We start from the raw sequence: 22,341 nt of genomic DNA on the forward strand, positions 1-22,341 counted from the left end.
CCATGGCGGCATCGGCCGAGGCGCAGTCGACCGGCATCGCCCAGATCAACGTGGCGATCGGGCACATGGACCAGTCGACGCAGCAGAACGCCGCGATGGTGGAGCAGTCGACCGCGGCTGCGGTCTCGCTCAGCCGGGAGGCGGAGGCCATGGCGGAACTGGTCGGCCGGTTCGATGTCGGCGCCGGCCGCCATCTGTCCTCCGCGTCACGGCACGACAACGTCCGCTCCATGCATGGCACGCCATCCCGTTCGCAGCATGCGGCGCGGCCGAGCTATTCCGCGGGCCGTTCCGCGGCGCTGCGCAAGCCCGAACCGGCCGGGGAAGCGGACGGCTGGGAAGAGTTCTGATCGCCGCCGTACCGCACAGCTGGCTCTTCGTCAGCCTGCATGTCGGAGCGGTCCCGCCGCGACGTCGCCCGTTCACCCGAATGATTGGCGCCGCGCGCTCGTCTGAAGAGGGCCAGGTGGTTCATCACAACGTCCGGGCGGGATCGCGCCGAGCGAAGGGCGCCGCGCGGGGCCGTCTGCCGACGGACGACTGACTTGATGCGGGAGGGGAGCGCCTGACCGCACTTCGGACATCATGCCTGCCCTGGCGGATACGAGCGCCCTGACAAGGGACGGCAGGCGGCGCGAGATCCACGACGCGGCCTTAGGCGCTTTGGCGGCTCATCGCCCAGGATTGAAAAAAGGCATGATGCCGTACCCGAGCGGTCGTCTGCAAGCCACCGAAGGCCGCGTATCAACTTACCCGGCTTCACCGACCCTTCCGCCTCAACGACTGGCCGAACGGAATAGGGACCGGGGAAGAAAGCCACGTCGGCGTCGAAGTACCGGCGACTTGTTCGGCTTTGTGGGTAACCTCCCCAAGTCCTCGGCGCCGTTCATATGCTTGAGCGTCCACCGACTGCATTGCAGGGTTCCGCCGCGGCGGCCCTCAAGCTCCCGTGACCCTCCACAGGACGTCGCCGACGTCGTCCGCCACGAGCAGGGACCCGTCTGGTCCAAGCGTGACGCCGACCGGCCTGCCGTAGGAATACTTCTCGTCGGGTGACAGGAAGCCCCAAAGGATGTCTCTCGACGGGCCGGAAGGCCGTCCGTTCTCGAAGGGAACGAAGATCACGCGGTAGCCCGACAGCGTCGAGCGGTTCCAGGAGCCGTGCTGGCCGATCACCATGCCGTCCGGGAAACCCGGCAGCGTGCCGCCGGGCATCCAGCAGAGCCCCAGCGAGGCGGTGTGTCCGCCGAGCGCGAAATCGGGCGTGATCGCCCTGGCGACCATCGCGGCGTCCTGCGGCACGCGGTCGTCGACGATGCGGTTCCAGTAGCAGTAGGGCCAGCCGTAGAAACCACCGTCGACCACCGAAGTGAGGTAGTCGGGCGGGGTCTCGTCGCCAAGCCCGTCCCGCTCGTTGACGACGGTCCAGAGAACGCCGGAGGAAGGCTCCCAGGCCAGCCCGACGGGGTTGCGCAGGCCCGATGCATAGATGCGGTTCTGCCCGGTGGCGATGTCGAATTCATAGATCGCGGCGCGGCCTTCCTCGGCCTCCATGCCCTCGTCGGCGATGTTGGAGAGCGAGCCGACGCCGACATAGAGACGCTTGCCGTCGGGCGAAGGAAGGATCGAACGTGTCCAGTGTCCGGCCGGCTTGTAGGACGCGAGACGGCGCCCCGGCGCCTCGATGCGGGTATCGCCGTCGGCATAGGGGAACGCCACCAGCCCGTCAGTGTTGCCGACATAGAGCGTGCCATCGAGCATCGCCATGCCGAAAGGGTGGTTCAGGCCGTCGAGGAGCACGTGACGCGTCTCGGCCACGCCGTCGCCGTCGGCGTCGCGCAGCAGCGTGATTCGGTTCGGACTGTCGCCGAGGGCTGCGGCACGGCGCATCGTGGCCGACATGGCATAGTCGAAGATTGAACTGATGCCGCCCGGTACCGACAGCGCCTCGGCGGTCAGAACGTCTCCGTTGGGCAGGACGTGGATCCAGCGGGGATGCTTGAGGCCGGCGGCGAAGGCGTTGACCTTGAGTCCCCGGGCGGCGACCGGCAGGCGCCCGTCCTCCCAGCCGCGAGCCGTGGGCATCTTCAGCGTCGGGATCGCGCCCTGCGCCCTAGCGGGCGGTATGGAGGGCTGGTCGCCGAAAGCCTGTGCCAGGGCACCCTGGCCGCGATGGCGTATCCGGACCATGACGCCGCCGACGAAGGCGACGAGTTCCGCGAAGAGAGACGTTGCCATGGCTCTGGTCCTCGATGTCTGGCTTTCGCATTAGAACATCGGGTGCCGGAATGGAATCCGCGACGCTGACAAAACCGCAGTCGCGGCCTGGAGCCGTGCAGGCGAGGGAAGAACGAATTTTGCCGCTCCCGGTTGTGGGTGCCGGCCAGCTGAAATTTCGTTTCCAGAACTGGAATGAAATTGGAACCCCGTTCGAACAAGCCTTGGTTCGGCAGGCGCCCATGCCCTGACCGCCGCAAGCCGATCCGGTAGAAAATCGGTCAAGAGACTTCCCCTGCGAAGTCCAGGACATCCAGACCGGGAGACACACCGATGCGCATCGCTTCACTCGCCCTCACGCTTGGCGTGCTGGCCGCGCCCGCCGCCTTTGCCTCAGACGTCCGTCCTCTCGTGGATGCCGAATGGGTCAAGGCCAATGCCGGCCAGGAAAACGTCGTCGTCCTCGACATCCGCGACAAGGTCGCCGAGACCGATCTCGGGACGACCCCCTTCATCGACGGCGCGGTCGTGGCGCCCTATTCCACCGCAGGATGGCGCACGGAGCTCAACGGGGTGCCCGGCATGCTGCCGCCGGTCGAGCAGATCACCAAGCTGATCGGCGATCTCGGCATCGACGCGGACGACCATGTCGTCATCGTTCCCTGGGGCACCGATTCGACCGAGTTCGGCGGCGCGACCCGCGTCTACTGGACCTTCAAGTATCTCGGCCATGACGAGGTCTCGATCCTCGATGGTGGCTGGCGCCAGTACGACGCGGCCGGCGGCGCGCGTTCGGCCGAACCGGCAAAGCCGTCCCCCGTCGCCTTCGAATACGAGTTGCAGGACGAACTCCTGGCCACGACCGAGGAAGTCGCCGCAGCGCTCGAGTCCGGCACCAAGCTGGTCGACGGCCGCCCGGCCGAGCAGTTCGAGGGCAAGTCCAAGAGCCCGGTCGTGCGAACGGAAGGCACGATCCCGGGCGCCGTCAACATCAAGCACGGCGATCTCTACAGCGCGGAATATGCACTGTTTGCCCGCCCCGAAACGGTGAAGGCGCTGTCGGAGGCCGTCGGCCTTGCCGCCGACGAGAAGAACATCGCCTTCTGCAACACCGGTCACTGGGCCTCGGTTGCCTGGTTCGGCCTGAGCGAGGTGCTGGGCAACAAGAACACCTCCATGTATGACGGCTCGATGGCCGAGTGGACAGCCGATCCCAAGCGTCCGGTCGAGAACCGCTCGGGCACCTGAGCCTTTCCAACGGACGTCACGAACGCCTGCGAATGTCCGGAGCGATCCGGACATTTGGCGTTTTCGAGCAAGCGACAGAAGCGGCACAAGAGACCATGACCGACATTCCTCTCGATCGATCTCCTGCGGAGCGTGCGAAGACCGTGCTCCCGGCCACCATGGACCGGGCACCGGCGCTCATCTCCGGCGGCGCGCTGATCGTCGGCTTTGCCGCCATCGCGGGCCTGATCGACCTGCGTCAGGCAGCGCTTTTCCTGGTGGGCGGGCTTCTCGGCGCAGCGCTCTATCACGGCTCCTTCGGCTTCACGGGCGGCTGGCGCCGCTTCGTCGTGGAGCGGCGCGGACGGGCGCTGCGGGCGCAGATGCTGATGATCGGCATCGCGGCCGTCGCGATGATCCCGCTCCTGGCAGCCGGCAGCCTCGGCGGCAAGCCGCTGGTGGGCGCCCTGGCGCCGGTCGGCGTATCGGTGCTCGTCGGCGCGGCCCTGTTCGGCCTTGGAATGCAGCTCGGCGGCGGCTGCGGTTCTGGCACGCTGTTCACCGTGGGCGGCGGGTCGGCGCGCATGCTCGTGACCCTCGCGTTCTTCATCGTCGGCGCCGTCGTCGGCACGGCGCATCTGCCGTGGTGGCTCGAACTGCCGTCGCTCGGCGTCATCGATCTCGGCCGGGAGCTTTCGACCGGCAACGCCGTCCTCGCCACGCTGGCCGCGCTCGGGCTCGTCGCTCTGGCGACGGCGCTGGTGGAGCGGAGGGCGCATGGCGATGTCGAGTGGGAAGCGACGCCGCCCCGCGCAGGCTGGGCATGGCTGCTCAAGGGGCCATGGCCGCTGGTGGGCGCCGGACTCATGCTGGCGGTGCTCAACATCGCGACGCTGCTGCTCGCGGGGCATCCATGGTCGGTGACCTTTGGCTTCGGCCTCTGGGGCGCGAAGATCGCGCAGGCGGCAGGCGTTCCAGTCGAGACATGGGCTTTCTGGACCTGGCCCGGGCCGCAGTCGGCGTTGGCGTCGAGCGTGCTTTCCGACGTCACCTCGGTGATGAATTTCGGCATCATCCTTGGCGCCGGGCTTGCGGCCAGCCTTGCCGGAAAGTTCGCGCCGAAGGCGAAGCTGCCGGTCGGTTCGTTGCTGGCCGCCATTACTGGTGGTCTATTGATGGGCTATGGCGCGCGTCTTTCGTTTGGCTGCAACATCGGGGCCTTGTTTTCCGGCATCGCCTCGGGCAGCTTGCACGGGTGGCTGTGGTTCGCTGCCGCCTTCGCCGGGTCGTTCGCCGGCGTTGCGGCACGTCCTCTCTTCGGTCTCGACGGGTTTTCCAGGAAATGAGTGCCAGAAACACCCTCCTCTTCGGTGCAGCGCTCGCGGCTGCGACTGCGGCCGTCGCGGTCGATCATGCGCGCCATCCCGTGCCGAGGGCGCAGGAACAGACGCAGACCCCCCCGGCCACCGGCGCTGCGCCCTGCGCTGCCGCTGCTCCCTGTGCGGCGGGTGCGCCGCGCGTGGCTCAGCCTGCGGCTCCTGCCGCCGCACCATGCGCTGCCGCGGCTCCCTGCGCGGCTGCACCCGCAAAGCTTGCGCCGCCTCCGGCGCCGGCTGCCCCACCTGCCGCGCCGGCGAAGCTTGCACCGCCGCCGCCGCCCGCTGCTCCGCCGGCTGCGCCTGCAAAGCTCGCGCCGCCGCCGCCGCCCGTTCCCCTGCCGGAGAAGACCAATGGCTGACGATCGGGAGCATGCGCTCGGCGAGATCGCCTTCTGCGAGAGCATCCTCGCCAAGGGCGGCCAGAGCGTGCTCACCGAAACGTTTCGAGAAACGTCCTCCATCGCCGCCTGGGAGCATTATCCGCCCGGCGACGTGTTCGATCCCTCGAGCGGGGCGCAGTGGTTCTACCATTGTCATCCGGCCGGGGAGGATGTGGTGGAGCATGGCCATTTCCACTGTTTCGTGCGGCCGCACGGCGTCGACGGTCCCATCCATCACCTCGCCGCGGTCGGCGTTGACGCACATGGGCGGATGCTGCGGCTGTTCACCGTGAACCAGTGGGTGGTGGGCGACGACTGGCTCGACGCGGAGGGGACCATCGCGCTCCTGCCGCGCTTCGACGTCCACATGCCGCGCCCGTCCTATCTCGTGAACCGCTGGCTGACCACGATCTTCTTCGCCTACGAAGCCGAGATCGCCGACCTCATCCGCGCACGCGACCAGGCGCTGGCCGATCATGTCGCGCCAACAGGAGTGGAGGTCCGCCAGGACCGGGCGCTCGAGGTGACGTCGGAGATGGTCTTCGAGGTGCAGCCGACACCCGAAGGCGACGCCGACGCCGACGCCGACGCCGGCTGAGATCAGCAGGGCGTCAGCCAGATCACCCCGGCAAAGCAGACCGCGGACGCTGCCGCCGACAGCAGCGCCAGCCGCGACGCAGCCTTCCGCATGAAATCGGCCGTTCCCGTCTCCGGTCGGCCGTCGACCGTCGTCCAGGCCGTCGAGCGGACGAGGAGCCCGACGTGCCCGGCCAGCACAACGGCGAAGAGGGCGATCAGGACCGCGCGCTGGACCGTCAGGGGACCGACGAGGATCTCCGCGTTCCAGCCGAGGCTGCAACCCGTGGCCTGCGCACCATAGATGGCAAGGAATGCCGCGCTCCACAGCAGGAAGCCGGAGATGACGACGGCCAGCGGTCCGATCTCGCGCAGCTGGCGTCTCATGCCTCGCCTCCGGGCGCGCCGAGTTCTGCCAGCAGCCACCAGAAGGAGAGGGTGATGACGCCCGCCGCGAAGGCGTAAAGGTGGACGAGCAGGCCGATCCGAAGGTCGAGCAGGCGGGCGGGCGAAACCCAGCCGGCAGAGACCCGCCACAGGCCGTAGCAGGCGAAGACGAACCCGATCATCGCATGCAGGGCGGCATAGCAGAGCGCGACGAAGACGGTCGCGGCGGCGGCATGCGCTGTCGGGTCGGCGATCGACACGGCCGACCAGGCGAAGAAGCCCGCACTTGCCGCATGCATCGCGGCGGTCAGCGCCAGCGGTGCCGTGCGGCCCGCGGCCCCGGCGCTCACGCCCCCGAGGGCAGCCACTCCACCGATCGCCAGGACGGCCAGTACGGCAAGGCTCGAAACAAGGTCCGGGCGCGGCATGTCGGGCGGGGGCCACCCCGGCGCTGAAATCCACAGGAAAAGCCCTCCGAAGGCCAGCGAGGCAACCAGCGTCGCATTCGCGATCAGCGCAAAGAGCGTGGCCCAGATCGAGGGCGCGTTGCGGCTTTCGAAGTGCGAAGGAACCGAGATGCCCCGACCGATCGGTTCCGGCCCCGTGTCGCCTTGCCTGCCGCGGCCGACGGTCCACCGGAGGAACAGGGCGACGATCAGGAGCGGCGCGATCGAGGCGATCCAGTAGACCTTGAAGAGCATGGCGAGGAAGAAGACGCCGGTGCCGAGGGCCGTGATCAGGGGCAGGTAGCTGGGGCGCGGCAGTTCCACCACCTGTTCGACGCCGCCGCCGATCGCCTCGACGGCGAGCGTTTCCATGCGGCCCTCGCGCACGAAGCCGAGATAGCCGCGCCCGGCTGCAAGTTCGGCGCCCACGTCGTCCGGACGGAGCGTGTCGGCGCGGGCCTCGACATGCGGCAGCGAGGCGAAGGCGTAGGCTGGAGGAGGCGTCGGCATCGCCCATTCGAGCGTCTGCGCCCGCCAGGGGTTGCGCCGGAAGGCCTGCCCGAAGCGGAAGTGCAGCGCAAAGTCGAGCAGCACCAGGCCAAAACCGATCGCCATGATGAAGGAGCCGACCGAAGAGACGAAGTTGAAGATCTCGAGCCCGGGCTCCGCGGGATAGAGGTGCGCCCGGCGCGGCATGCCGCGAAGCCCCGTCAGGTGCATGATGAAGAAGGTGACATTGAAGCCGACGAAGATCATCCAGAAGGCCGGCTTCGCCAGGTGATTGACCGCCATGCGGCCGGTGATGTGCGGCACCCAGTAGTAGGCAGCCCCCAGGATGGGGAACACGAAGCCGCCGACCAGAACGTAATGCAGGTGCGCGACGACGAAATGGCTGTCGTGGGCCTGGATGTCGAACGGCACCATCGCGACCATCACGCCGGTCAGGCCGCCGATGACGAATATGAAGAGAAAGCCGAAGAAGTAGAGCATCGGCAGCGAGAAGCGGGGCCGGCCGTGCGAGAGCGTGGCGAACCAGGCGAAGATCTGCACGGCGGTCGGAATGGCGACGAGCGCGCTCGCGGCGGAGAAGAAGCTGAGCGCGAGATGCGGGATGCCGACGAGATACATGTGGTGGACCCACAGTCCGAGTGACAGGAAGCCCATGGCGATCAGCGCCACCACGACGGCCTGATAGCCCGCGAGCGGGCGGCCGGCGAAGACCGGAAGGAAGGTGGATATGGCGCCGGCGGCCGGCAGGAAGATGATGTAGACTTCCGGATGGCCGAAGAGCCAGAAGAGGTGCTGCCACAGCAGCGGATCGCCGCCGCGTGCCGGGTCGAAGAAGGGCAGGTCGAAGGCGCGCTCGAGTTCGAGCAGGATCGATCCGAGGATGAGCGGCGGGAAGCCGACGAGCATCATGCCCGCCGTCACCAGCATGTACCATGCGAAGATCGGCATTCGGTCGAGCGACATGCCCGGTGCGCGCAGCTTCAGGATGCTGACGAGGATCTCGATGGCCGCAGACAGCGCCGAAATCTCCACGAAGGTGATGCCGAGCAGCCAGACATCGGCGTTGATGCCCGGCGAGAAGACGCGCGAGGAGAGCGGCGTGTACATGAACCAGCCGCTGTCGGGCGCGACGCCGAGGGCAAGGGCCGCGATTATGATCGTGCCCCCGAAGAGATAGCACCAGTAGCCGTAGGCGGTGAGGCGGGGGAAGGCGAGGTCGCGTGCGCCCAGCAGTTTCGGGAGAAGGTAGATCGCCAGCCCTTCCAGCATGGGGATGGCGAAGAGGAACATCATGATCGTTCCGTGCATGGTGAAGACCTGCGCGTAGACGCCTTCCTCCATGAACGGGCTTTGCGACGAGGCGAGCTGGGTCCGGATCAGCATCCCGAGCAGTCCGCCGATGGCAAAGAAGATGGCCGCCGTGGCCATGAAGCGCTTCCCGATCACGGAATGGTTGACGGCCGCCAGCCGGGCGAGCCCCGGTCCGGTGCCCCAGATCGCCGTGAGCTGCCTGTGCAGGCGGAGCGCTTCGCTTCCTCGCGGCTGCGTCATTCGGCGAAGTCCCTTTCCAGCAGGTCGAGGAAGGCGCCCGCTTCGTGCACCTTGACCTCGAAGCGCATGGTGGTGTGGCCGGTGCCGCAATACTCGGCGCAGAGCCCGCCGAAGGTTCCGGTGCGGTCGGCCACAAGCCGCACGTGGTTGCGATGGCCGGGCACCGCGTCGATCTTGCCGCCCAAGGCCGGAACCCAGAGGCTGTGGATCACGTCCGCGCTGACCGTCACGATGTCGACCGGGCGGTCGACGGGCATGTGCAGCACGCCGACGGTGACGGGGCCGCCTTCGGCGCCGACATAGTGGAACTCCCACTGCCACTGCCGCGCATGGGCCTCGACGCGAAGGGGATCACCTTCCCCCTCGCGTGCCAGCAGGTGCTCGCCTTGCACCAGCGACACGAGGAGCAGGGCCATCAGGACCGGCGCCGGCATCACGAGCCCGCCCCACAGGATCCATCGGCCGGCGGGCAGCCTCGCGCCGACGGACGGCTTCAGCATGACCAGCGCGAACAGGCCCATGACCAGCGCAAAGAGCACGATGGCGGCAAAGAACATGACCCACCACAGCCGCGCGATCGCCCGGGCGCCCGGGCCGGCGGGATCGAGCGCCGAGGCGTCGCCGGCGCAGCCGGCCAGCAGGACCGGCGCCACAAGCAAGACGGCAGGGAACAAGAAGGCGCGCGCGCGCCTTACTGCCGGAACAGGAGTTCCCGCATGTCCGACAGCGAAAGCCGCCCCAATCCGGTCAACCAGGCCGTCAACGAACTGGATGTGACGTCCGCGGTGGCGATCGCCGGCCATCCGATCCACGCCATGAGCGTGCATTTTCCGATCGCCCTGGTCATAGGCACGCTCGGTATCGACATCTTCTACTGGTGGTCGGCCGATCCGTTCTGGCTGCGGGTCGGGCTGTGGTCGTCGGGCTTCGCTTTCGGCGGCGGACTGGTCGCCGCGTTCGCCGGAACGGCGGAACTGCTTCTGGTGCGCGGCATCCGTGGCCGGGTGGCGAGTTGGGCGCACGGCGTGGCTGCCATGACGCTGATCGCCGTGGCTGGGCTGAACTGGGGCATCCGGGTGCAGGATACCGCCGACGTCCTGCCGCACGGTCTCCTCCTGTCGCTGCTGGCGACGTTCCTGACCGGTCTTGCCGGCTGGCACGGCGGAAAACTGATCTTCCATCACGGCATCGGCCTCATGGTATCGGCCAAGGACTGAGGTCCTCGGCCAGCCGGCGCAGGCCGCCCGGCTCGGTCAGCACGGAGGGGACAAGGCTCCTCCATTCGATCTCGGGTTTCGCCAGGACGAGGGCCAGCACACCCACGATGAGGGCGACCGTTGCCGCGGTCACGGCAATGAAGCGCCAGACGGGATAGATCTGCCCTTCCTCGAACAGGCGGATGATGACCAGCCCCGTCAGCGTGTGGAGGAGGGCAAGCAGGGCCACGAGCGCCAGTTTGGCCGAAAGCCAGGGCTGATAGGCCTGGCTGACGAAGATCAGGCCGGCTCCCGAGGCTATGGCAAGGAACGCGGCCGGCGAGACCAGCTTGAGGAAGGCGAACCGTGTGGTTCGCTGGAGCATGTACAGGCGGTCGCCCTGTACGATGCGGGCGCGCTGCACATAGAGGCCAGGCAGGCTGACGAGACCGGCCATCCAGACGCAGACGGCCGCGATGTGCAGCAGCTTGAGCCAGACGATCATCCGTTCCGACCATGGATCGTCAACTGGCGTCCCCTTCGACTTCCGCTCGATCACGCCTGTCATGGCGCGTCCCGCCGATGGCATGCAGCACGACGGTGCGCGGCCATGGGCGGGCGACAGGAACAGGAACACGGCAGGGGAGCGATGGTTCCGGGGCAGCGGCAGGTTCGACGGGCGCAGCCGTTGGGGCGTCGGAGTCGTCTGCGTCCCGCGGCGGGGATGCCCGATCGGCCGGCTTTGCTACCGCGGGGTCGGTCGGTCGCCGATCCCGTCGCGCGCGGCGATCGTCGTTCGGGCGCTGCCTGCGAGGGCGTAGAAGGCGAGCAGGACGAGGCCGGCCGCCGACACCACGTATTCGAGTGTCCAGCCACCGAGTTCGTGGATCGGCGCGATCATCGCGTTGCCCAGGATCGTCCAGCCGATGCGCGTCGCGAGCCCCAGCGGCCTGAGGGCGTGGCCGACCAGCCCGCCGGTGACGAGCACGAGCGCGGCTGCCGAACTGACGAAGACGTAGACGATGTCGACCGCGCTGCCGACCATCAGGAGCCCCGGCTTGTAGATGAACAGGAAGGGCAGGATGTAGGCGATCCAGCCGAAGCGGAAGCCTTCGATGCTGGTCTTGAGCTGCGGCGCGTTGGCGATGCTGGCCGCGGCGAAGGAGGCCATGGCGATCGGCGGCGTGATCATCGACAGCATGCCGTAGTAGAAGACGAACATGTGCGCCTGCATCGGCGCGATGCCGAGCTGCGTCAGGGCAGGGGCCGCCAGCGACGCCATCAGGAGATAGACGCCGGTGGTGGGCAGTCCCATGCCGAGCACGACGCCGACGCCGGCCGTCACCAGCAGCAGGGCAAACAGGCTCTCGCCGCCGAAGTCGAGCAGGTAGAGCGACAGCGCGAAGCCGAGGCCCGTGGTGGTGAGCAGACCGATGATCATGCCGGCGGCGGCGGTGATCAGGAGGATGTCGCAGGTGGACTGACCGGTCTTCACGATCGCGTCGAGCAGTCTGCGCGGCGACAGCCGCCGTTCCTCGGGTCCGAAGAACGAGGTGGCGAGGCCCAGCGCCACCATCGCCACGATCGCCCAGATGGCTGCAAGCTCGGCGCGGACGTTGAAGCTGAAGATCGAAACGAGAAGCACGCCGATGCCCAGCATGGGGAGCCAGCCCTGGGCGAGGACCGAGGCCATCGGGGTGCGGTCGAGGTCCTTCAAAGACGGAATGCTGTCGCGGTGGGCGATGAAGTGGATCTGCACGAAGACGGACAGGTAGTAGAGGATCGCGGGCAGCAGCGCCGCGATGACGATGTCGCGGTAGGGAACCTGCAGGAGTTCGGCCATCAGGAAGGCGGCTGCGCCCATGATCGGAGGCATCAGCTGGCCGCCGGTCGAGGCGACCGCCTCGATGGCGCCGGCCTGCTCCGGCCGGAAACCCGCCTTCTTCATCATCGGGATGGTCATGACGCCGGTGGACATCACGTTCGAGACCGCGCTGCCGGAGATCGATCCGAAGAGGGCGGACGCCGTGACGGCGACCTTTGCGGTGTTGCCGGGGCCGTTTCCGGCCACGCGAAGAGAGAGCTGCGTGAAGAAGTCGCCGCCTCCGACGGCCAGCAGCAGGCCGCCGAACAGTACGAAGACGACCACCACGAAGGCCGCGATCTGCAGCGCCTGGCCCCATGTGGCGGTCGAGTCGGTGCCGAGGAAGCGCAGGACGTCGGCGATCGGCTGCGGCCGCCCCGTCAGGGCGCCGGGGACCCAGTCGCCGAACAGCGCGTAGAGCAGCATGACGATGAAGATGATGATCAGGGCCCAGCCGATGACCCGGCGCAGCCCCTCCATCACCAGGCCCGTGGTAACGATGCCGAGGAGCAGTGCTTCCGTGGGACGCTGGAAGGCGCCTTCCGAGAGGACGGGAAAGCGGATGAAGACGAAGAGGCCGAGCCCGAAGGCGGCGACGCCCAGCGCCGCATCGACTGCGTTGAAGAGGCCTCTTCCGGGCCGGCAGGCCCGGAAGAAGACCACCGCGAGCGCCGCGCCCAGCATGAGCGCGGCGATCTGTTCCGGGTAGATGAGAATGCCGAGACGTTGCGGAACCGATGCGATCCAGGCGATTGATCCGGCCGGCACGAGCACGGCCAGGACCGCGGGAACGATGCGAAGCGGATTGCGAACGTCTGCGTTCATCTCGATCTAACCCTGGCGGCGGTCGATCATTCGCCGGTCCAGATGCCGACGCTCTTGTAGAACTCGATCGCGCCCGGGTGGTACTCGAGCACGCCCGCCTTGCCGATCTTGGCAGGATCGTATTCGTTCCAGATCGGGCCGGTTTCCTTGAGCGCCGCCTGGCCTTCGAAAAGCGCCTTGGCGACCTTGGCCACGACCTCGTTCGGCACCTCTGCATTGGCAAAGAGGGTGTAGTCGTAGGCGAAGATCACCGTGTCCTCGCTGACGCCCGGCACCTTGTAGGATCCGACCGGCTTGAGGAACGTTCCCGGAAGCTCGGCGGCCAGCACCTTCTCGTCGCCTTCCTTGTAGTTGAGGAAGGTCACCCCCTTGAGCGTGGTCTCGAAATCGAACGTGTACTGCGCGCCGGCGGTGGCGATCGTCAGGTCGGTCGCGCCGTCCTTGAAGGCCTGGAACTGCGCGGGGAAGTTCGCGGTAGGGACGCTGGTCACGTCGTCATAGGTCAGGCCGGCCGTGGCGAGCGAGGCGCGGATGATGTAGTCGCCGAGCGAATTGGCCGGGAAACGCGGCACGCGCTTGCCCTTGAGGCCATCCAGCGTCTTGATGCCGAGCGACGAGGGAACCATCATTCCGGCGTTGAACGGGATCAGCGTGGCGACCAGCTTGAGGTTGGGCGCGGGCTGGCCAGCCGACATGCCTTCGCCCTTGAGGGCGTAGAAGGTCTGCGGATAGTTGGCGATGCCGAATTCGACGCGGCCGTCATTGACCAGCGGAATGTACTGCGACGTGTTGGCCAGCATCTGCGGCCGGACCTGGAGGTCGGTGGCCTGCGACACGGTCTTGGCGATCGCTGTCGCGATCTGCTCCGTCGCGCCGCCCTGGGTGGTCGCCAGGCCGATGGTCTGCGCCATTGCGCCGGAGACGGTCGTCACGGCGATGGCGGCCGCGAAGGCGAGGGATTTCAGCATGGTCTCGTTCCCTTTTCTCGGTTTCGTTTCCTGAAGGGTGGCGGCCGGTGGAAGCCGGCCGCCACGGCAGCCGCTCGATCGTGTGCCTTATTCGCACTTATCGGCGGGAGCCTCGTCGAACTTGGTCCACTCGCCGCCCTTGATCTCGATGACGTAGCCCGGCAGTTCGGCGTCGTGGCCTGCAAAGCAGATGTCGTCTCCGAGGATGCCGGAGAAGCGCACGCCTTCCATGCCCGCGACGATGGCCGCGCGCTCTTCCTCGAGCTTGGCCGGATCGCCCGTCACGCCGGCCTTCTCCATCACCTGCTTCAGCAGGAAGATGGTGTCGTAGGCCTGGGCGTCGGAATGGTGGGCGCCGAGCTTGTGGATGCCGCGCTTGCCGGTCTCCTCGACGAACTTGGCGTTGAAGGCCTGCGAGGCCTCGGTGCGGCCCTTCCAGAAGCCGGCGACGAGCAGGGTGCCGTCGCCTTCGGGACCGAACAGTTCGACGACGTTCGGATCGGCGAAGATCTGCGAGCCGATGATGCGGCCCTTGAAGCCCTGGCGGCGCAGTTCCTTGATGACCTTGGAAGCCGATTCCGGCAGCGCGGCGATGGCGACGAGGTCGGGGTCGGCCTGCATGATCTGCGCGGCCTGCGCGGACATGTCGAAGCTCTTGTACTGCACCGCGATCGGGTCGCCGTGCTTGATGCCGGCCTTTGCGAGCAGGGCAGGGTAGAGCTTGGTGCCGGCTGCGTTGGAGACGACCTCCTCGGAGATGTAGACGATCTCGGCCGTGTCGGCCTTGATGCCCTTGGCCTTGATCGAATTCAGGAGGCGGCCGAACTGCTTGGTCTCGTCTTCCGTCAGGCGCCAGCCATAGGTGCGGCCGTCGGTCAGGCCGGGCGCCGAGGCGGACGTCGGCATCATCAGGACCTTGAGGCGCTCGGCGTCATTGAGCGCGACAGCCGATTCACCCGACGAGAAGGGGCCGGCGATGGCCAGCACGCCGTCGTCCTGGATGAGCTTGCGGGCGCCGACCGAGGCCTGCTTGGGGTCCGAACCGGTGTCGAAGCGGACGATTTCGACGGGCTTGCCGTTGATGCCGCCGGCGGCATTGATTTCCTCGACGGCGATGTCGATGGCCGTCAGCGTCGGCTCGCCGGGACCCTTGAGCGGGCCTGCGGTGACGACGATGTTGCCGATCTTGATGGTTTCCTGCGCGTAGGCGGTGCCTGCAGCGAGCAGGATCGCGGCTGCGGCGAGTAGCGACCTGACTTTCATTGCTGTTCTCCTCTTGGGTTGTTTCGTTGTCTTGTGCAGTTCCGTCCGCCGTTCACGCGCGCTCTCCGATCGCGGGCGATGGCGAATTCTGGTGCCCTCCGAGATAGGCTTCGGTCAGGGTCGGATTTCTGGACAGGGCTTCGGCGGTGTCTTCGAGCACGATCGAGCCCAGTTCGAGGACGTAGCCCCTGGCGGCGACTTCGAGCGCCATGGTGGTGTTCTGTTCGACCAGCAGGATGCCGATGCCGGACTGGTTCAGTTCGACGATCAGGTCGAAGAGCCGCGAGACGAAGAGCGGCGACAGGCCGAGCGAGGGTTCGTCGAGCATCATCAGGCGCGGACGGCCGACCAGCGCGCGACCGATCGCCAGCATCTGCTGTTCGCCGCCCGACAGCACGCTCGCCTTCATGTCGCGGCGTTCCGCCAGATTGGGAAAACGGTCGTAGATGGCCTCGATGTCGCGGGCGGCGTCGCGGTCCGAGCGCAGGTAGACGCCCATCTGCAGGTTTTCGTGGACCGTCATCGACACGAAGATCTGGCGGCCTTCGGGAACCAGCATCATGCCGGAGCGCACGCGGGCCGACGGGCTCGCGTTGGTCAGGTCCCTGCCGTCGAAGACGATGCGGCCGCCGGCGGGTCTCACCGCTCCCTGCAGGGCGCGCAGCAGCGAGGTCTTGCCGGCGCCATTGGCGCCGAGAACCGTGACGATCTCGCCTTCGCCGACCGTGATCGTGGCGTTGCGGACCGCATGGGTGCGGCCATACCGGACGTCCAGGCCGGAAACCTCAAGCAACATGGTCGGCCTCCGCGTGGGTCCTGGCCTTCTCCGCCTGCCGGGTCCCGAGATAGGCCTCCAGCACGGCCGGATCGTCCTGCACGGTGCGGGTCGAGCCGTCATAGATCTTGCGGCCGAAGTTGAGCACCACCGCATGGTCGCAGAGGCTGCGCACGAGGCTCATGTCGTGCTCGACGACGAGCAGGGTGACGCCGGACTGCGAGATGGTCATCAGGAAGTCGCGCAGGTTGGCCGTCTCGGTGTTGTTCAGTCCCGCCGCCGGCTCGTCGAGGAGGAGGATCTTCGGCTTCGCGACGAGGGCGCGCACCACCTCGATCTTCTTGCGGATGCCGTAGGGCAGGGTCGCGACGACCTCGCCCGGATAGGTCGAGAGGCCCATGCGGTCGAGCAGGTCCTCCGCTTCGCGGCGCCATTTCGAGCGGCCGAAGAGCGAAATCGGGGTCAACATGCCCGCCAGGTTGCCGGCGCGGGCCTGCTGGCCCAGCATCACGTTCTCGACCACGGACAGATGCGGCATCAGGCGGATGTTCTGGAACGACCGTGCAACGCCCAGACCGATGCGGGACCGCGAAGGGAGGGCGTCGATCGACTGCCCTTCCAGCCTGATCTCGCCTTCCGACGGCGCGAAGACCCCGGAGATCAGGTTGAACACCGTCGTCTTGCCGGCGCCGTTCGGACCGATCAGGGCGGTGCGCGAGCCTTGCGGAACCTCGAAGGACACGTCGGTGATGACCGCCAGGCCGCCGAAGTTCTTCGAGACGGCGTGGAGCGAAAGCAGCGGCGCGCTCATGCCACCTGCTCCCTTGCGGAGGAGGACCTGCGGAAGCGAAGCCGCTCGATCATGGTGCGGGTGATCAGTCCTTCGGGCCGAAGCACCATCATGGCGATGGTCAGCGCGCCGAGGATCACGAAGCGCCAGGAATCGTCGGGCGGACCGACCGGCTCCTCGATGCCGACGAGCGCGGCGAGGAAGGACTTCACCTGCGGCAGGACCGTGCGTAGCAGTTCGGGAAGCAGCGTGAAGAAGGCGGCACCCGCCAGCGGACCCCATGCCGTCTGGGTGCCTCCGAGAAGGACGTAAAGGAGCACGTAGATCGACACGAGCGCGTTGAAGCTCTGGATCTCCACGAAGGAGAAGGAGTGGGCGTAGAGCCCGCCGGCCAGCCCGGCCAGCGCGCCGCCGATGGCGAAGGCGCAGACCTGGACCATGCGGATGTTGACGCCCATCAGGTCGGTGACCACCTCGTCGTCATGCGTGGCGCGCATCGTCAGGCCGAAGCGGGTCGACATCAGGTAGAACACGAAGAGCGTGACGAAGCCTGCGACGATCACCGGGATTTCCCAGTCGATGAAGGCGGGCACCGACATGCCCATGGCGCCGCCGAGCGTCTCGGAGTTCAGGATCGTTCCGGCGACGACTTCGGCGAAGGCGAACGTCGCCAGCACCAGGTAGACCCCGCGGGTCCGCAGGATCGGGAAGGCGATGAGGAAGCCGACGACGCCGGCGACCACCATGCCGACGCCGACCGTCACGGGGACCGGAAGGCCGAACATCGCGGAGAGATAGGCGGCGGTGTAGGCGCCGAGCGCCTGGAAGCCGGCGCCGCCGAGGTTGAGCTGTCCCGTCGCGACCGGCAGGAAGATGCCGTAGGCGAAGATGACGTTGATCGCGAGGATCGAGAGGATGCCTGCCCAGTAGCCACTCATGGTCAGAGCTTCCCCTTGCCGATGGAGTGGTGGCCGAGAAGGCCTTGCGGGCGCAGCAGCAGGGTCAGCAGAAGCAGCCCCCAGACCGCGACCTGCACCGTGTCGGCGCCGAAGAAGTGGATGGTCATCATCTCGGTCAGGCCGACGATGAGGCCGCCGAGAACGGCGCCCCAGATCGAGCCCAGTCCGCCGACCACCATGCCGGCGATGGCCTTGGTGCCGATGTCCTCGCCCATCTGCGGCGAGACCTCGCCATAGTTGACGGCGAAGAGCGCGCCGGCGAGGCCGCAGAGAAGCCCGGTCAGCATGAAGACGACCGGAACCACGCGGTTGGTGTCGACGCCCAGGATGTTGGCCGCGTCCGGATTTTCGGCGATGGCGCGCAGGCCACGCCCGATACGGCTTCTCTTGAGGAGCCATGTCAGGCCGACGACGATGAGCACCACGATGCCGAGGCTCACGACCTGCGGAATGCGCACGAAGATGCCGCCGATCGACATCGTCAGGTCGGCGCTCGGGCCGGGGAAGCGTTGCGCGTCCGTGCCGTAGCCGATGCGGACCAGGTTCTCGAGCACCAGCAGGAAGCCGAGCGAGGAGACCAGCGGAATGGCGTGCTCGGTGGAGTCGCCATACTTCGTCTTCAGGTAGCGGAAGGTGAAGCGCTCGACCAGAAGCGACGCCAGGATCGCGGCGCACATGCCGAAGAACAGGGCGAGCGGCCAGGGCAAAGGTCCGGACAAACCGAACGGCAGGCCCCAATAGGCCAGAGCCCAACCGACCATGCCGGCCAGCATGAAAAGGGTGGGGATCGTGAAATTCAGGAAATTGAGAACGCCGATCGTCAGAGTGAACGCCACTGCCACGGTCACGTAGACGCTGCCGAGCATGACGCTGTTGACGAATTGCTGAATCAGCAGCATGGCGACGTCTCCCGGTCATGCCGACCGTTTGTATACATTGATTTGAGCCTGCCGTCGCGATTTGGATACAAAATCGCGTGCCTGACTGTCACGATGCGATACAAATGCCCTCCAGCGCCGCTTCAAGCGGTTCCTTGCGGCGGCTTGCGCCGTCCCATGGTGCGTTGGGATCGTAGATCCCGGCTCAGTTCCCGCTCTCGCGGCATCGCGCAAGTTTCTTGCGCAAAAACCCCTGCGTTCTGCGGTTGCGGGCCATTTGACGGCCTCTCGTTACCGCGCTTCCCGGCTATCCGTACGACGCCGGGGATCGATCCGGCGTGCATTTCAGGACGGCTTCGTCGTCTCAACATACCCCGAAAATTTCAGTTGATATGTCCTGACAATATGTACACATTGAAAGGGTGCTTCGGCATTGTCAAGCGGAACATTCAAGAGGCCACTGGGTATGGTTGCAGACAAGGAACGGGTACTCATCGCGGGGGCGGGGCCGGTCGGGCTGGTCGCGGCGTGCGCGCTTGCGGAGGCCGGCATTCCGGTCACGATCGTGGAACAGAGCCGGGAACTGCCGAAGGATCTTCGGGCCTCGACGTTCCATCCGCCGACGCTCGACATGCTGGAGCGTTTCGGCGTCAGCGGCCGTCTCGTCGAGCAGGGACTGGTCTGTCCGCAGTGGCAGTTCCGCGACCGGTCGGAAGGGGTCGTCGCCACCTTCGACCTCGGCCTGCTGTCGAACGACACGAACCATCCCTATCGGCTGCAGTGCGAGCAGTGGAAGCTGACGGAACTGCTGCGCGGCTGGATCGAGGAGCGCGACTTCGTCGATCTCGTCTACGAGGCGGAGGCAGTCGGCGCCAGGCAGGACGACGCCGGTGCTACACTGATGGTGCGCCGGTCGGACGGCTCGGTCGAGGAGATGCGGGGTTCCTACCTGATCGCCGCCGACGGGGCTCGAAGCGCGATCCGCAAGTCGCTGGACATTCCCTTCGAAGGCATGACGATCCCCGAGATCTTCCTGTCGATGTCGACGCATTTCGACTTCGCCCAGGCGATTCCCGATCTGGCGCCCATCGCCTACGTCACCGATCCGAACGAATGGGCCGTGCTGCTGCGGACGCCGTCGCTGTGGCGCGTGCTGCTGCCGACCGATCCGAACCAGACCGAAGAGCAGATCAAGGACCCCGAGACGATGCAGGCGCGGCTGCAGGCGCTCTGCCCGAACGATGCCGGATACGACATCGTGCATGCCACTGCGTACCGCGTTAACCAGCGCGTTGCGGCGAACTTCGCCAGCGGCCGCATCTTCCTCGCCGGCGATTCCGCCCATGTGAACAACCCGCTTGGCGGGATGGGGATGAATGGCGGCATCCACGACGCGATCAACCTGACCGAGAAGCTGACGAAGGTGATTAAGGGCGAGGCGCCGTTCGAGCTGATGGGGCGCTACGAGCGCCAGCGCCGAAAGGTGACGCTCGAGGCGGTGCAGGCGCAGACGCTGCGCAACCGCCAGATGATGAACGAGACCGATCCCGCCCAGCGGCGCGCCTATCACGACGAGTTGCGGTCGATCGTCGCCGATCCCCGCAAGCACCGCGACTTTCTCCTCAAGTCGTCGATGATCCAGTCCCTGCGCGACCTCGAAGCCGTCGCCTGACGCCAACCCTCTTCAAGAAGCCAAACTCAAGGAACGTTTCCATGGTCGACAGTCTCGGTTACCGGATGAAGTTCGGCGTCATAGCGCCGTCCACCAACACGTCGGTGCAGCCGGAATTCGATTCGATGCGCCCGGTCGGTGTCACCAACCACTTCTCGCGCATCATCATCCCGGACGATCCGGTCAATTCGGACGAGGATTTCAACGAACTCGTCATGCGCATCCGCGCGGAGACGATGAATGCCATCGACGCGGTCAAGACCTGCTCGCCAGGCGCCATGATCATGGGCATGTCGGCCGAAACCTTCTGGGACGGCAAGGACCGCGCGGACACGCTGAAGGCGCAGGTCGAGGAGCGCGCCGGCATGAACGTCGCGATGGGCTCGGATGCCTGCCAGGCGGCGCTCAAGAAGTTCGGCGACATCAAGCGCATCGCGGTGGTCACGCCCTACATGCCGATCGGCGACGAGCAGGTTCGCAAGTTCTTCACCGACTGCGGCTACGAGGTCGTGACCGTGAAGGGGCTGAAGTGCAAGAGCCCGATGCTAATCGCCCACGAGAGCGAGCAGACGCTGCGCGACGCCATCATCGAGGTCAATGATCCGTCGGTGGAAGCGATCGTGCAGGCCGGTACCAACCTCGCCATGGCCCGCGTCGGCGCCATCGCCGAGTTCTGGCTCGACAAGCCCGTGATCGCCATCAACACGGCGACCTACTGGCATGCGCTGCGCATGAACGGCATCGAGGACAAGGTGCAGGGCTTCGGTTCGCTGCTGGCGAAGTACTGAGCGGCGGGAGCAGGACATGCACTATGATTTCGTCCCGGTGCCGAAGCGCAAGCCGCTGAAATGGCCTGACGGCAAGCGCCTGGCCGTGATCCTGACCACGAATTTCGAGTACTGGGACAAGGTTCAGCCGACCGACAAGAAGTACTATCCGGGTGGTCCGGGCATCGTCGGCGGCGACCTGCCGGGCAATGTCTACGACAACCCAAACTTCACGTGGCGTGAGTATGGCCAGAGGGTCGGCGTCTGGCGCATGTTCGACGTCTTCGACGCCGAGGGCGTAACCTCGAGCTGCACGATGAACGCCAAGATGGCGGTCGAGCGCCAGGAAGTGATCGAGGCGGCGCTGGCGCGCGGCTTCGAGATCGTGGCGCACAATTACGTGCAGGACGAACTTCTGACCGACTACATGTTCGACGAGGACAAGGAGCGCGCGGTGATCAGGCGCACGCTCGACGTCTACGAGCAGGCGGTGGGAAAGAAGGCGAAGGGGTGGCTGTCTTCATCGCTGCGCTCGACGCTGAACACGATCGACATCCTGTCGGAGGAGGGGCTGATCTTCATCACCGACCTCCTCAACGACGACCAGCCTTACCTGGTGAAGACCCGCAGCGGCAGGCCGATGGTCTCGGTATCCTACACGTCGGAGGTCAACGACTTCTCGTTCCTGCGGCAGGGGCTGACGGTAGAGACCGGTTTCATGATGTTCAAGGAGCAGTTCGACTGGCTCTACGCGGAAAGCGCGACCAGCGGGCGGTTCATGAACATCGGCCTGCATCCGCATGTGATCGGCCAGCCGTTCCGCATCCGCGCCTTGCGGGACTTCATCCGGTACGCCAAGCAGTTCGAGGGGGTGTGGTTCGCGACGAGGGAGGAAATCGCCGAATGGTATCTCGAGAATCACCAGAGCCACATCGAGCCGGATCCGGCGTGATGATGGACGGTGCGCCCCGGCGCGACGGGAGCCTGATCTTCGTCGATCCGGAGATGGTGAGCCAGCTCGAACGGGCGGAATCCAGCCGTCCGGTCGAGCGCGCCTACGAGCTGATCCGCCGCGCGATCCTGACGGGCGAACTCAAGCCGGGCGACCATCTGCGCGAGGAACCGCTCGCGGCGATGACGGGCACGAGCAGGACGCCCGTGCGCGAGGCGCTGCGGCGCCTGGTGGGCGAGGGACTGGCGATCGCCGAGAACCGCCACCGCTTCGTCGCCGACTTCTCCTACGAGGAAGTGGTGATCATCTTCGACGTCCGCGCGCGGCTGGAAAGCTACGCGGCGGGCGCGGCGGCGCAGAAGATCACCGACGAGGAGATCCGGCGCCTCGAACGGCTTGTCGTCGAGATCGACCGGATCGATCCGGCCGGTGGCGCGGACGCGGCGAATGCCTTCGTGACGCTCAATTCCGAATTCCACTCGATCATCGTCAACGCGGCGCGCTCCCGTCAGCTGAAGCTGCTGACCGCCCAGGCGGTGTCGCTGCCGCTGGTGCTGATCAAGCAGTTCGTCTGGGACCAGAGCATCAACATCCGCCGCTCCAACGAGCAGCACCGGGACATCATCGCGGCGCTGGCGCAGCGCAACAGCGAGTGGGCGGAGACGGCCATGGCCGGCCACATCCTCTCGACCAAGCCGCGGCCGCGCGACGGAACGCTGAAGCGGGGCCGCTGAGGCCGCAGCGAAAAAGACCAAGCAA

General features: G+C 66.6%; 20 protein-coding genes and 1 pseudogene. 9 read left to right on the forward strand and 12 right to left on the reverse strand.

Annotated elements, in window-relative coordinates:
- Window positions 1-350, forward strand: a pseudogene (locus N1F91_RS24470) (hypothetical protein); the annotation flags it as partial.
- Window positions 351-939: 589 nt separating this feature from the next.
- Here N1F91_RS24470 and N1F91_RS24475 read toward each other — a convergent pair.
- Window positions 940-2,238 carry a sorbosone dehydrogenase family protein gene (locus tag N1F91_RS24475; protein WP_289996092.1) on the reverse strand — a complete coding sequence of 433 codons (1,299 nt, stop codon included), beginning with the start codon at window positions 2,236-2,238 and terminating at the stop codon, window positions 940-942.
- A gap of 312 nt (window positions 2,239-2,550) precedes the next feature.
- On the opposite strand from N1F91_RS24475, the gene N1F91_RS24480 reads away from it, so the two are divergent.
- From N1F91_RS24480 to N1F91_RS24490, 3 genes are all read left to right on the forward strand, one after another.
- Complete coding sequence (locus N1F91_RS24480; RefSeq protein ID WP_289996093.1) at window positions 2,551-3,465, forward strand: sulfurtransferase; 915 nt, start codon at window positions 2,551-2,553, stop codon at window positions 3,463-3,465.
- Window positions 3,466-3,560: 95 nt separating this feature from the next.
- Window positions 3,561-4,790: a YeeE/YedE family protein gene (locus N1F91_RS24485; RefSeq protein WP_289996094.1), complete on the forward strand. Its 1,230-nt coding sequence runs from the start codon at window positions 3,561-3,563 to the stop codon at window positions 4,788-4,790.
- A gap of 384 nt (window positions 4,791-5,174) precedes the next feature.
- Window positions 5,175-5,801 carry a hypothetical protein gene (locus tag N1F91_RS24490; RefSeq protein ID WP_289996095.1) on the forward strand — a complete coding sequence of 209 codons (627 nt, stop codon included), beginning with the start codon at window positions 5,175-5,177 and terminating at the stop codon, window positions 5,799-5,801.
- A gap of 2 nt (window positions 5,802-5,803) precedes the next feature.
- Here N1F91_RS24490 and N1F91_RS24495 read toward each other — a convergent pair whose 3' ends face one another.
- Genes N1F91_RS24495 through coxB form a run of 3 tightly spaced genes read right to left on the reverse strand, consistent with a single transcriptional unit; the run spans window position 5,804 to window position 9,347 of the window.
- Complete coding sequence (locus N1F91_RS24495; RefSeq protein ID WP_289996096.1) at window positions 5,804-6,166, reverse strand: hypothetical protein; 363 nt, start codon at window positions 6,164-6,166, stop codon at window positions 5,804-5,806.
- Entirely contained in the window at window positions 6,163-8,673 is a 2,511-nt protein-coding gene (gene ctaD, locus N1F91_RS24500; protein ID WP_289996098.1) for a cytochrome c oxidase subunit I, read from the reverse strand. The genes N1F91_RS24495 and ctaD overlap by 4 nt, the downstream gene beginning before the upstream one ends.
- Window positions 8,670-9,347, reverse strand: a complete 678-nt coding sequence (gene coxB, locus N1F91_RS24505) for a cytochrome c oxidase subunit II (RefSeq protein ID WP_289996099.1) — start codon at window positions 9,345-9,347, stop codon at window positions 8,670-8,672. Before coxB ends, ctaD begins: the two co-directional genes overlap by 4 nt.
- 42 nt (window positions 9,348-9,389) lie before the next feature.
- Between coxB and N1F91_RS24510 the strand changes: the two genes are divergently transcribed.
- Window positions 9,390-9,890, forward strand: coding sequence for a DUF2231 domain-containing protein (locus N1F91_RS24510; protein ID WP_289996101.1), 501 nt, complete (start codon window positions 9,390-9,392; stop codon window positions 9,888-9,890).
- Here the strand turns inward: N1F91_RS24510 and N1F91_RS24515 are convergent.
- The 8 genes from N1F91_RS24515 to N1F91_RS24550 all read right to left on the reverse strand — a co-directional run bounded on the left by N1F91_RS24515 (window position 9,868) and on the right by N1F91_RS24550 (window position 18,212).
- Window positions 9,868-10,437: a CopD family protein gene (locus tag N1F91_RS24515; protein ID WP_289996103.1), complete on the reverse strand. Its 570-nt coding sequence runs from the start codon at window positions 10,435-10,437 to the stop codon at window positions 9,868-9,870. The two genes, N1F91_RS24510 and N1F91_RS24515, sit on opposite strands and share 23 nt — an antisense overlap.
- A 177-nt stretch (window positions 10,438-10,614) precedes the next feature.
- Window positions 10,615-12,558: a TRAP transporter fused permease subunit gene (locus N1F91_RS24520; protein ID WP_289996104.1), complete on the reverse strand. Its 1,944-nt coding sequence runs from the start codon at window positions 12,556-12,558 to the stop codon at window positions 10,615-10,617.
- Between the two features lie 26 nt (window positions 12,559-12,584).
- Complete coding sequence (locus N1F91_RS24525) at window positions 12,585-13,526, reverse strand: TAXI family TRAP transporter solute-binding subunit (protein WP_289996106.1); 942 nt, start codon at window positions 13,524-13,526, stop codon at window positions 12,585-12,587.
- Window positions 13,527-13,613: 87 nt separating this feature from the next.
- Window positions 13,614-14,789: an ABC transporter substrate-binding protein gene (locus N1F91_RS24530; protein WP_289996107.1), complete on the reverse strand. Its 1,176-nt coding sequence runs from the start codon at window positions 14,787-14,789 to the stop codon at window positions 13,614-13,616.
- A 52-nt stretch (window positions 14,790-14,841) separates the two neighbouring features.
- Window positions 14,842-15,585 carry an ABC transporter ATP-binding protein gene (locus N1F91_RS24535; protein WP_289996108.1) on the reverse strand — a complete coding sequence of 248 codons (744 nt, stop codon included), beginning with the start codon at window positions 15,583-15,585 and terminating at the stop codon, window positions 14,842-14,844.
- On the reverse strand, window positions 15,575-16,375 hold the full coding sequence (locus tag N1F91_RS24540; protein WP_289996109.1) for an ABC transporter ATP-binding protein: 801 nt from the start codon (window positions 16,373-16,375) through the stop codon (window positions 15,575-15,577). The genes N1F91_RS24535 and N1F91_RS24540 overlap by 11 nt, the downstream gene beginning before the upstream one ends.
- Complete coding sequence (locus N1F91_RS24545) at window positions 16,372-17,292, reverse strand: branched-chain amino acid ABC transporter permease (protein ID WP_289996110.1); 921 nt, start codon at window positions 17,290-17,292, stop codon at window positions 16,372-16,374. The genes N1F91_RS24540 and N1F91_RS24545 overlap by 4 nt, the downstream gene beginning before the upstream one ends.
- A 2-nt stretch (window positions 17,293-17,294) precedes the next feature.
- On the reverse strand, window positions 17,295-18,212 hold the full coding sequence (locus N1F91_RS24550; RefSeq protein ID WP_289996111.1) for a branched-chain amino acid ABC transporter permease: 918 nt from the start codon (window positions 18,210-18,212) through the stop codon (window positions 17,295-17,297).
- 445 nt (window positions 18,213-18,657) lie between these two features.
- Between N1F91_RS24550 and N1F91_RS24555 the strand changes: the two genes are divergently transcribed.
- From N1F91_RS24555 to N1F91_RS24570, 4 genes are read left to right on the forward strand one after another with little or no spacing between them, the layout of a single operon-like run.
- A complete protein-coding gene (locus N1F91_RS24555) occupies window positions 18,658-19,863 on the forward strand; it encodes an FAD-dependent monooxygenase (RefSeq protein ID WP_289996112.1) in 1,206 nt (401 codons plus the stop codon).
- A 41-nt stretch (window positions 19,864-19,904) separates the two neighbouring features.
- Window positions 19,905-20,651 carry an Asp/Glu racemase gene (locus N1F91_RS24560; RefSeq protein ID WP_289996114.1) on the forward strand — a complete coding sequence of 249 codons (747 nt, stop codon included), beginning with the start codon at window positions 19,905-19,907 and terminating at the stop codon, window positions 20,649-20,651.
- A gap of 16 nt (window positions 20,652-20,667) precedes the next feature.
- Window positions 20,668-21,582 carry a polysaccharide deacetylase family protein gene (locus N1F91_RS24565; RefSeq protein ID WP_289996115.1) on the forward strand — a complete coding sequence of 305 codons (915 nt, stop codon included), beginning with the start codon at window positions 20,668-20,670 and terminating at the stop codon, window positions 21,580-21,582.
- Complete coding sequence (locus tag N1F91_RS24570; RefSeq protein ID WP_289996116.1) at window positions 21,582-22,316, forward strand: GntR family transcriptional regulator; 735 nt, start codon at window positions 21,582-21,584, stop codon at window positions 22,314-22,316. The genes N1F91_RS24565 and N1F91_RS24570 overlap by 1 nt, the downstream gene beginning before the upstream one ends.
- Window positions 22,317-22,341: the final 25 nt, after the last annotated feature.

This window comes from Aquibium sp. ELW1220 (assembly GCF_030398385.1).
Classification (GTDB): domain Bacteria; phylum Pseudomonadota; class Alphaproteobacteria; order Rhizobiales; family Rhizobiaceae; genus Aquibium.

What these genes read in the sequence shown, in the direction of transcription:
- N1F91_RS24475 (WP_289996092.1), bottom strand. Translation starts at nt 2,238, where the DNA reads ATGGCAACGTCTCTCTTCGCGGAACTCGTCGCCTTCGTCGGCGGCGTC.
- N1F91_RS24480 (WP_289996093.1), top strand. Translation starts at nt 2,551, where the DNA reads ATGCGCATCGCTTCACTCGCCCTCACGCTTGGCGTGCTGGCCGCGCCC.
- N1F91_RS24485 (WP_289996094.1), top strand. Translation starts at nt 3,561, where the DNA reads ATGACCGACATTCCTCTCGATCGATCTCCTGCGGAGCGTGCGAAGACC.
- N1F91_RS24490 (WP_289996095.1), top strand. Translation starts at nt 5,175, where the DNA reads ATGGCTGACGATCGGGAGCATGCGCTCGGCGAGATCGCCTTCTGCGAG.
- N1F91_RS24495 (WP_289996096.1), bottom strand. Translation starts at nt 6,166, where the DNA reads ATGAGACGCCAGCTGCGCGAGATCGGACCGCTGGCCGTCGTCATCTCC.
- ctaD (WP_289996098.1), bottom strand. Translation starts at nt 8,673, where the DNA reads ATGACGCAGCCGCGAGGAAGCGAAGCGCTCCGCCTGCACAGGCAGCTC.
- N1F91_RS24510 (WP_289996101.1), top strand. Translation starts at nt 9,390, where the DNA reads ATGTCCGACAGCGAAAGCCGCCCCAATCCGGTCAACCAGGCCGTCAAC.
- N1F91_RS24515 (WP_289996103.1), bottom strand. Translation starts at nt 10,437, where the DNA reads ATGACAGGCGTGATCGAGCGGAAGTCGAAGGGGACGCCAGTTGACGAT.
- N1F91_RS24520 (WP_289996104.1), bottom strand. Translation starts at nt 12,558, where the DNA reads ATGAACGCAGACGTTCGCAATCCGCTTCGCATCGTTCCCGCGGTCCTG.
- N1F91_RS24525 (WP_289996106.1), bottom strand. Translation starts at nt 13,526, where the DNA reads ATGCTGAAATCCCTCGCCTTCGCGGCCGCCATCGCCGTGACGACCGTC.
- N1F91_RS24530 (WP_289996107.1), bottom strand. Translation starts at nt 14,789, where the DNA reads ATGAAAGTCAGGTCGCTACTCGCCGCAGCCGCGATCCTGCTCGCTGCA.
- N1F91_RS24535 (WP_289996108.1), bottom strand. Translation starts at nt 15,585, where the DNA reads ATGTTGCTTGAGGTTTCCGGCCTGGACGTCCGGTATGGCCGCACCCAT.
- N1F91_RS24540 (WP_289996109.1), bottom strand. Translation starts at nt 16,375, where the DNA reads ATGAGCGCGCCGCTGCTTTCGCTCCACGCCGTCTCGAAGAACTTCGGC.
- N1F91_RS24545 (WP_289996110.1), bottom strand. Translation starts at nt 17,292, where the DNA reads ATGAGTGGCTACTGGGCAGGCATCCTCTCGATCCTCGCGATCAACGTC.
- N1F91_RS24550 (WP_289996111.1), bottom strand. Translation starts at nt 18,212, where the DNA reads ATGCTGCTGATTCAGCAATTCGTCAACAGCGTCATGCTCGGCAGCGTC.
- N1F91_RS24555 (WP_289996112.1), top strand. Translation starts at nt 18,658, where the DNA reads ATGGTTGCAGACAAGGAACGGGTACTCATCGCGGGGGCGGGGCCGGTC.
- N1F91_RS24560 (WP_289996114.1), top strand. Translation starts at nt 19,905, where the DNA reads ATGGTCGACAGTCTCGGTTACCGGATGAAGTTCGGCGTCATAGCGCCG.
- N1F91_RS24565 (WP_289996115.1), top strand. Translation starts at nt 20,668, where the DNA reads ATGCACTATGATTTCGTCCCGGTGCCGAAGCGCAAGCCGCTGAAATGG.
- N1F91_RS24570 (WP_289996116.1), top strand. Translation starts at nt 21,582, where the DNA reads ATGATGGACGGTGCGCCCCGGCGCGACGGGAGCCTGATCTTCGTCGAT.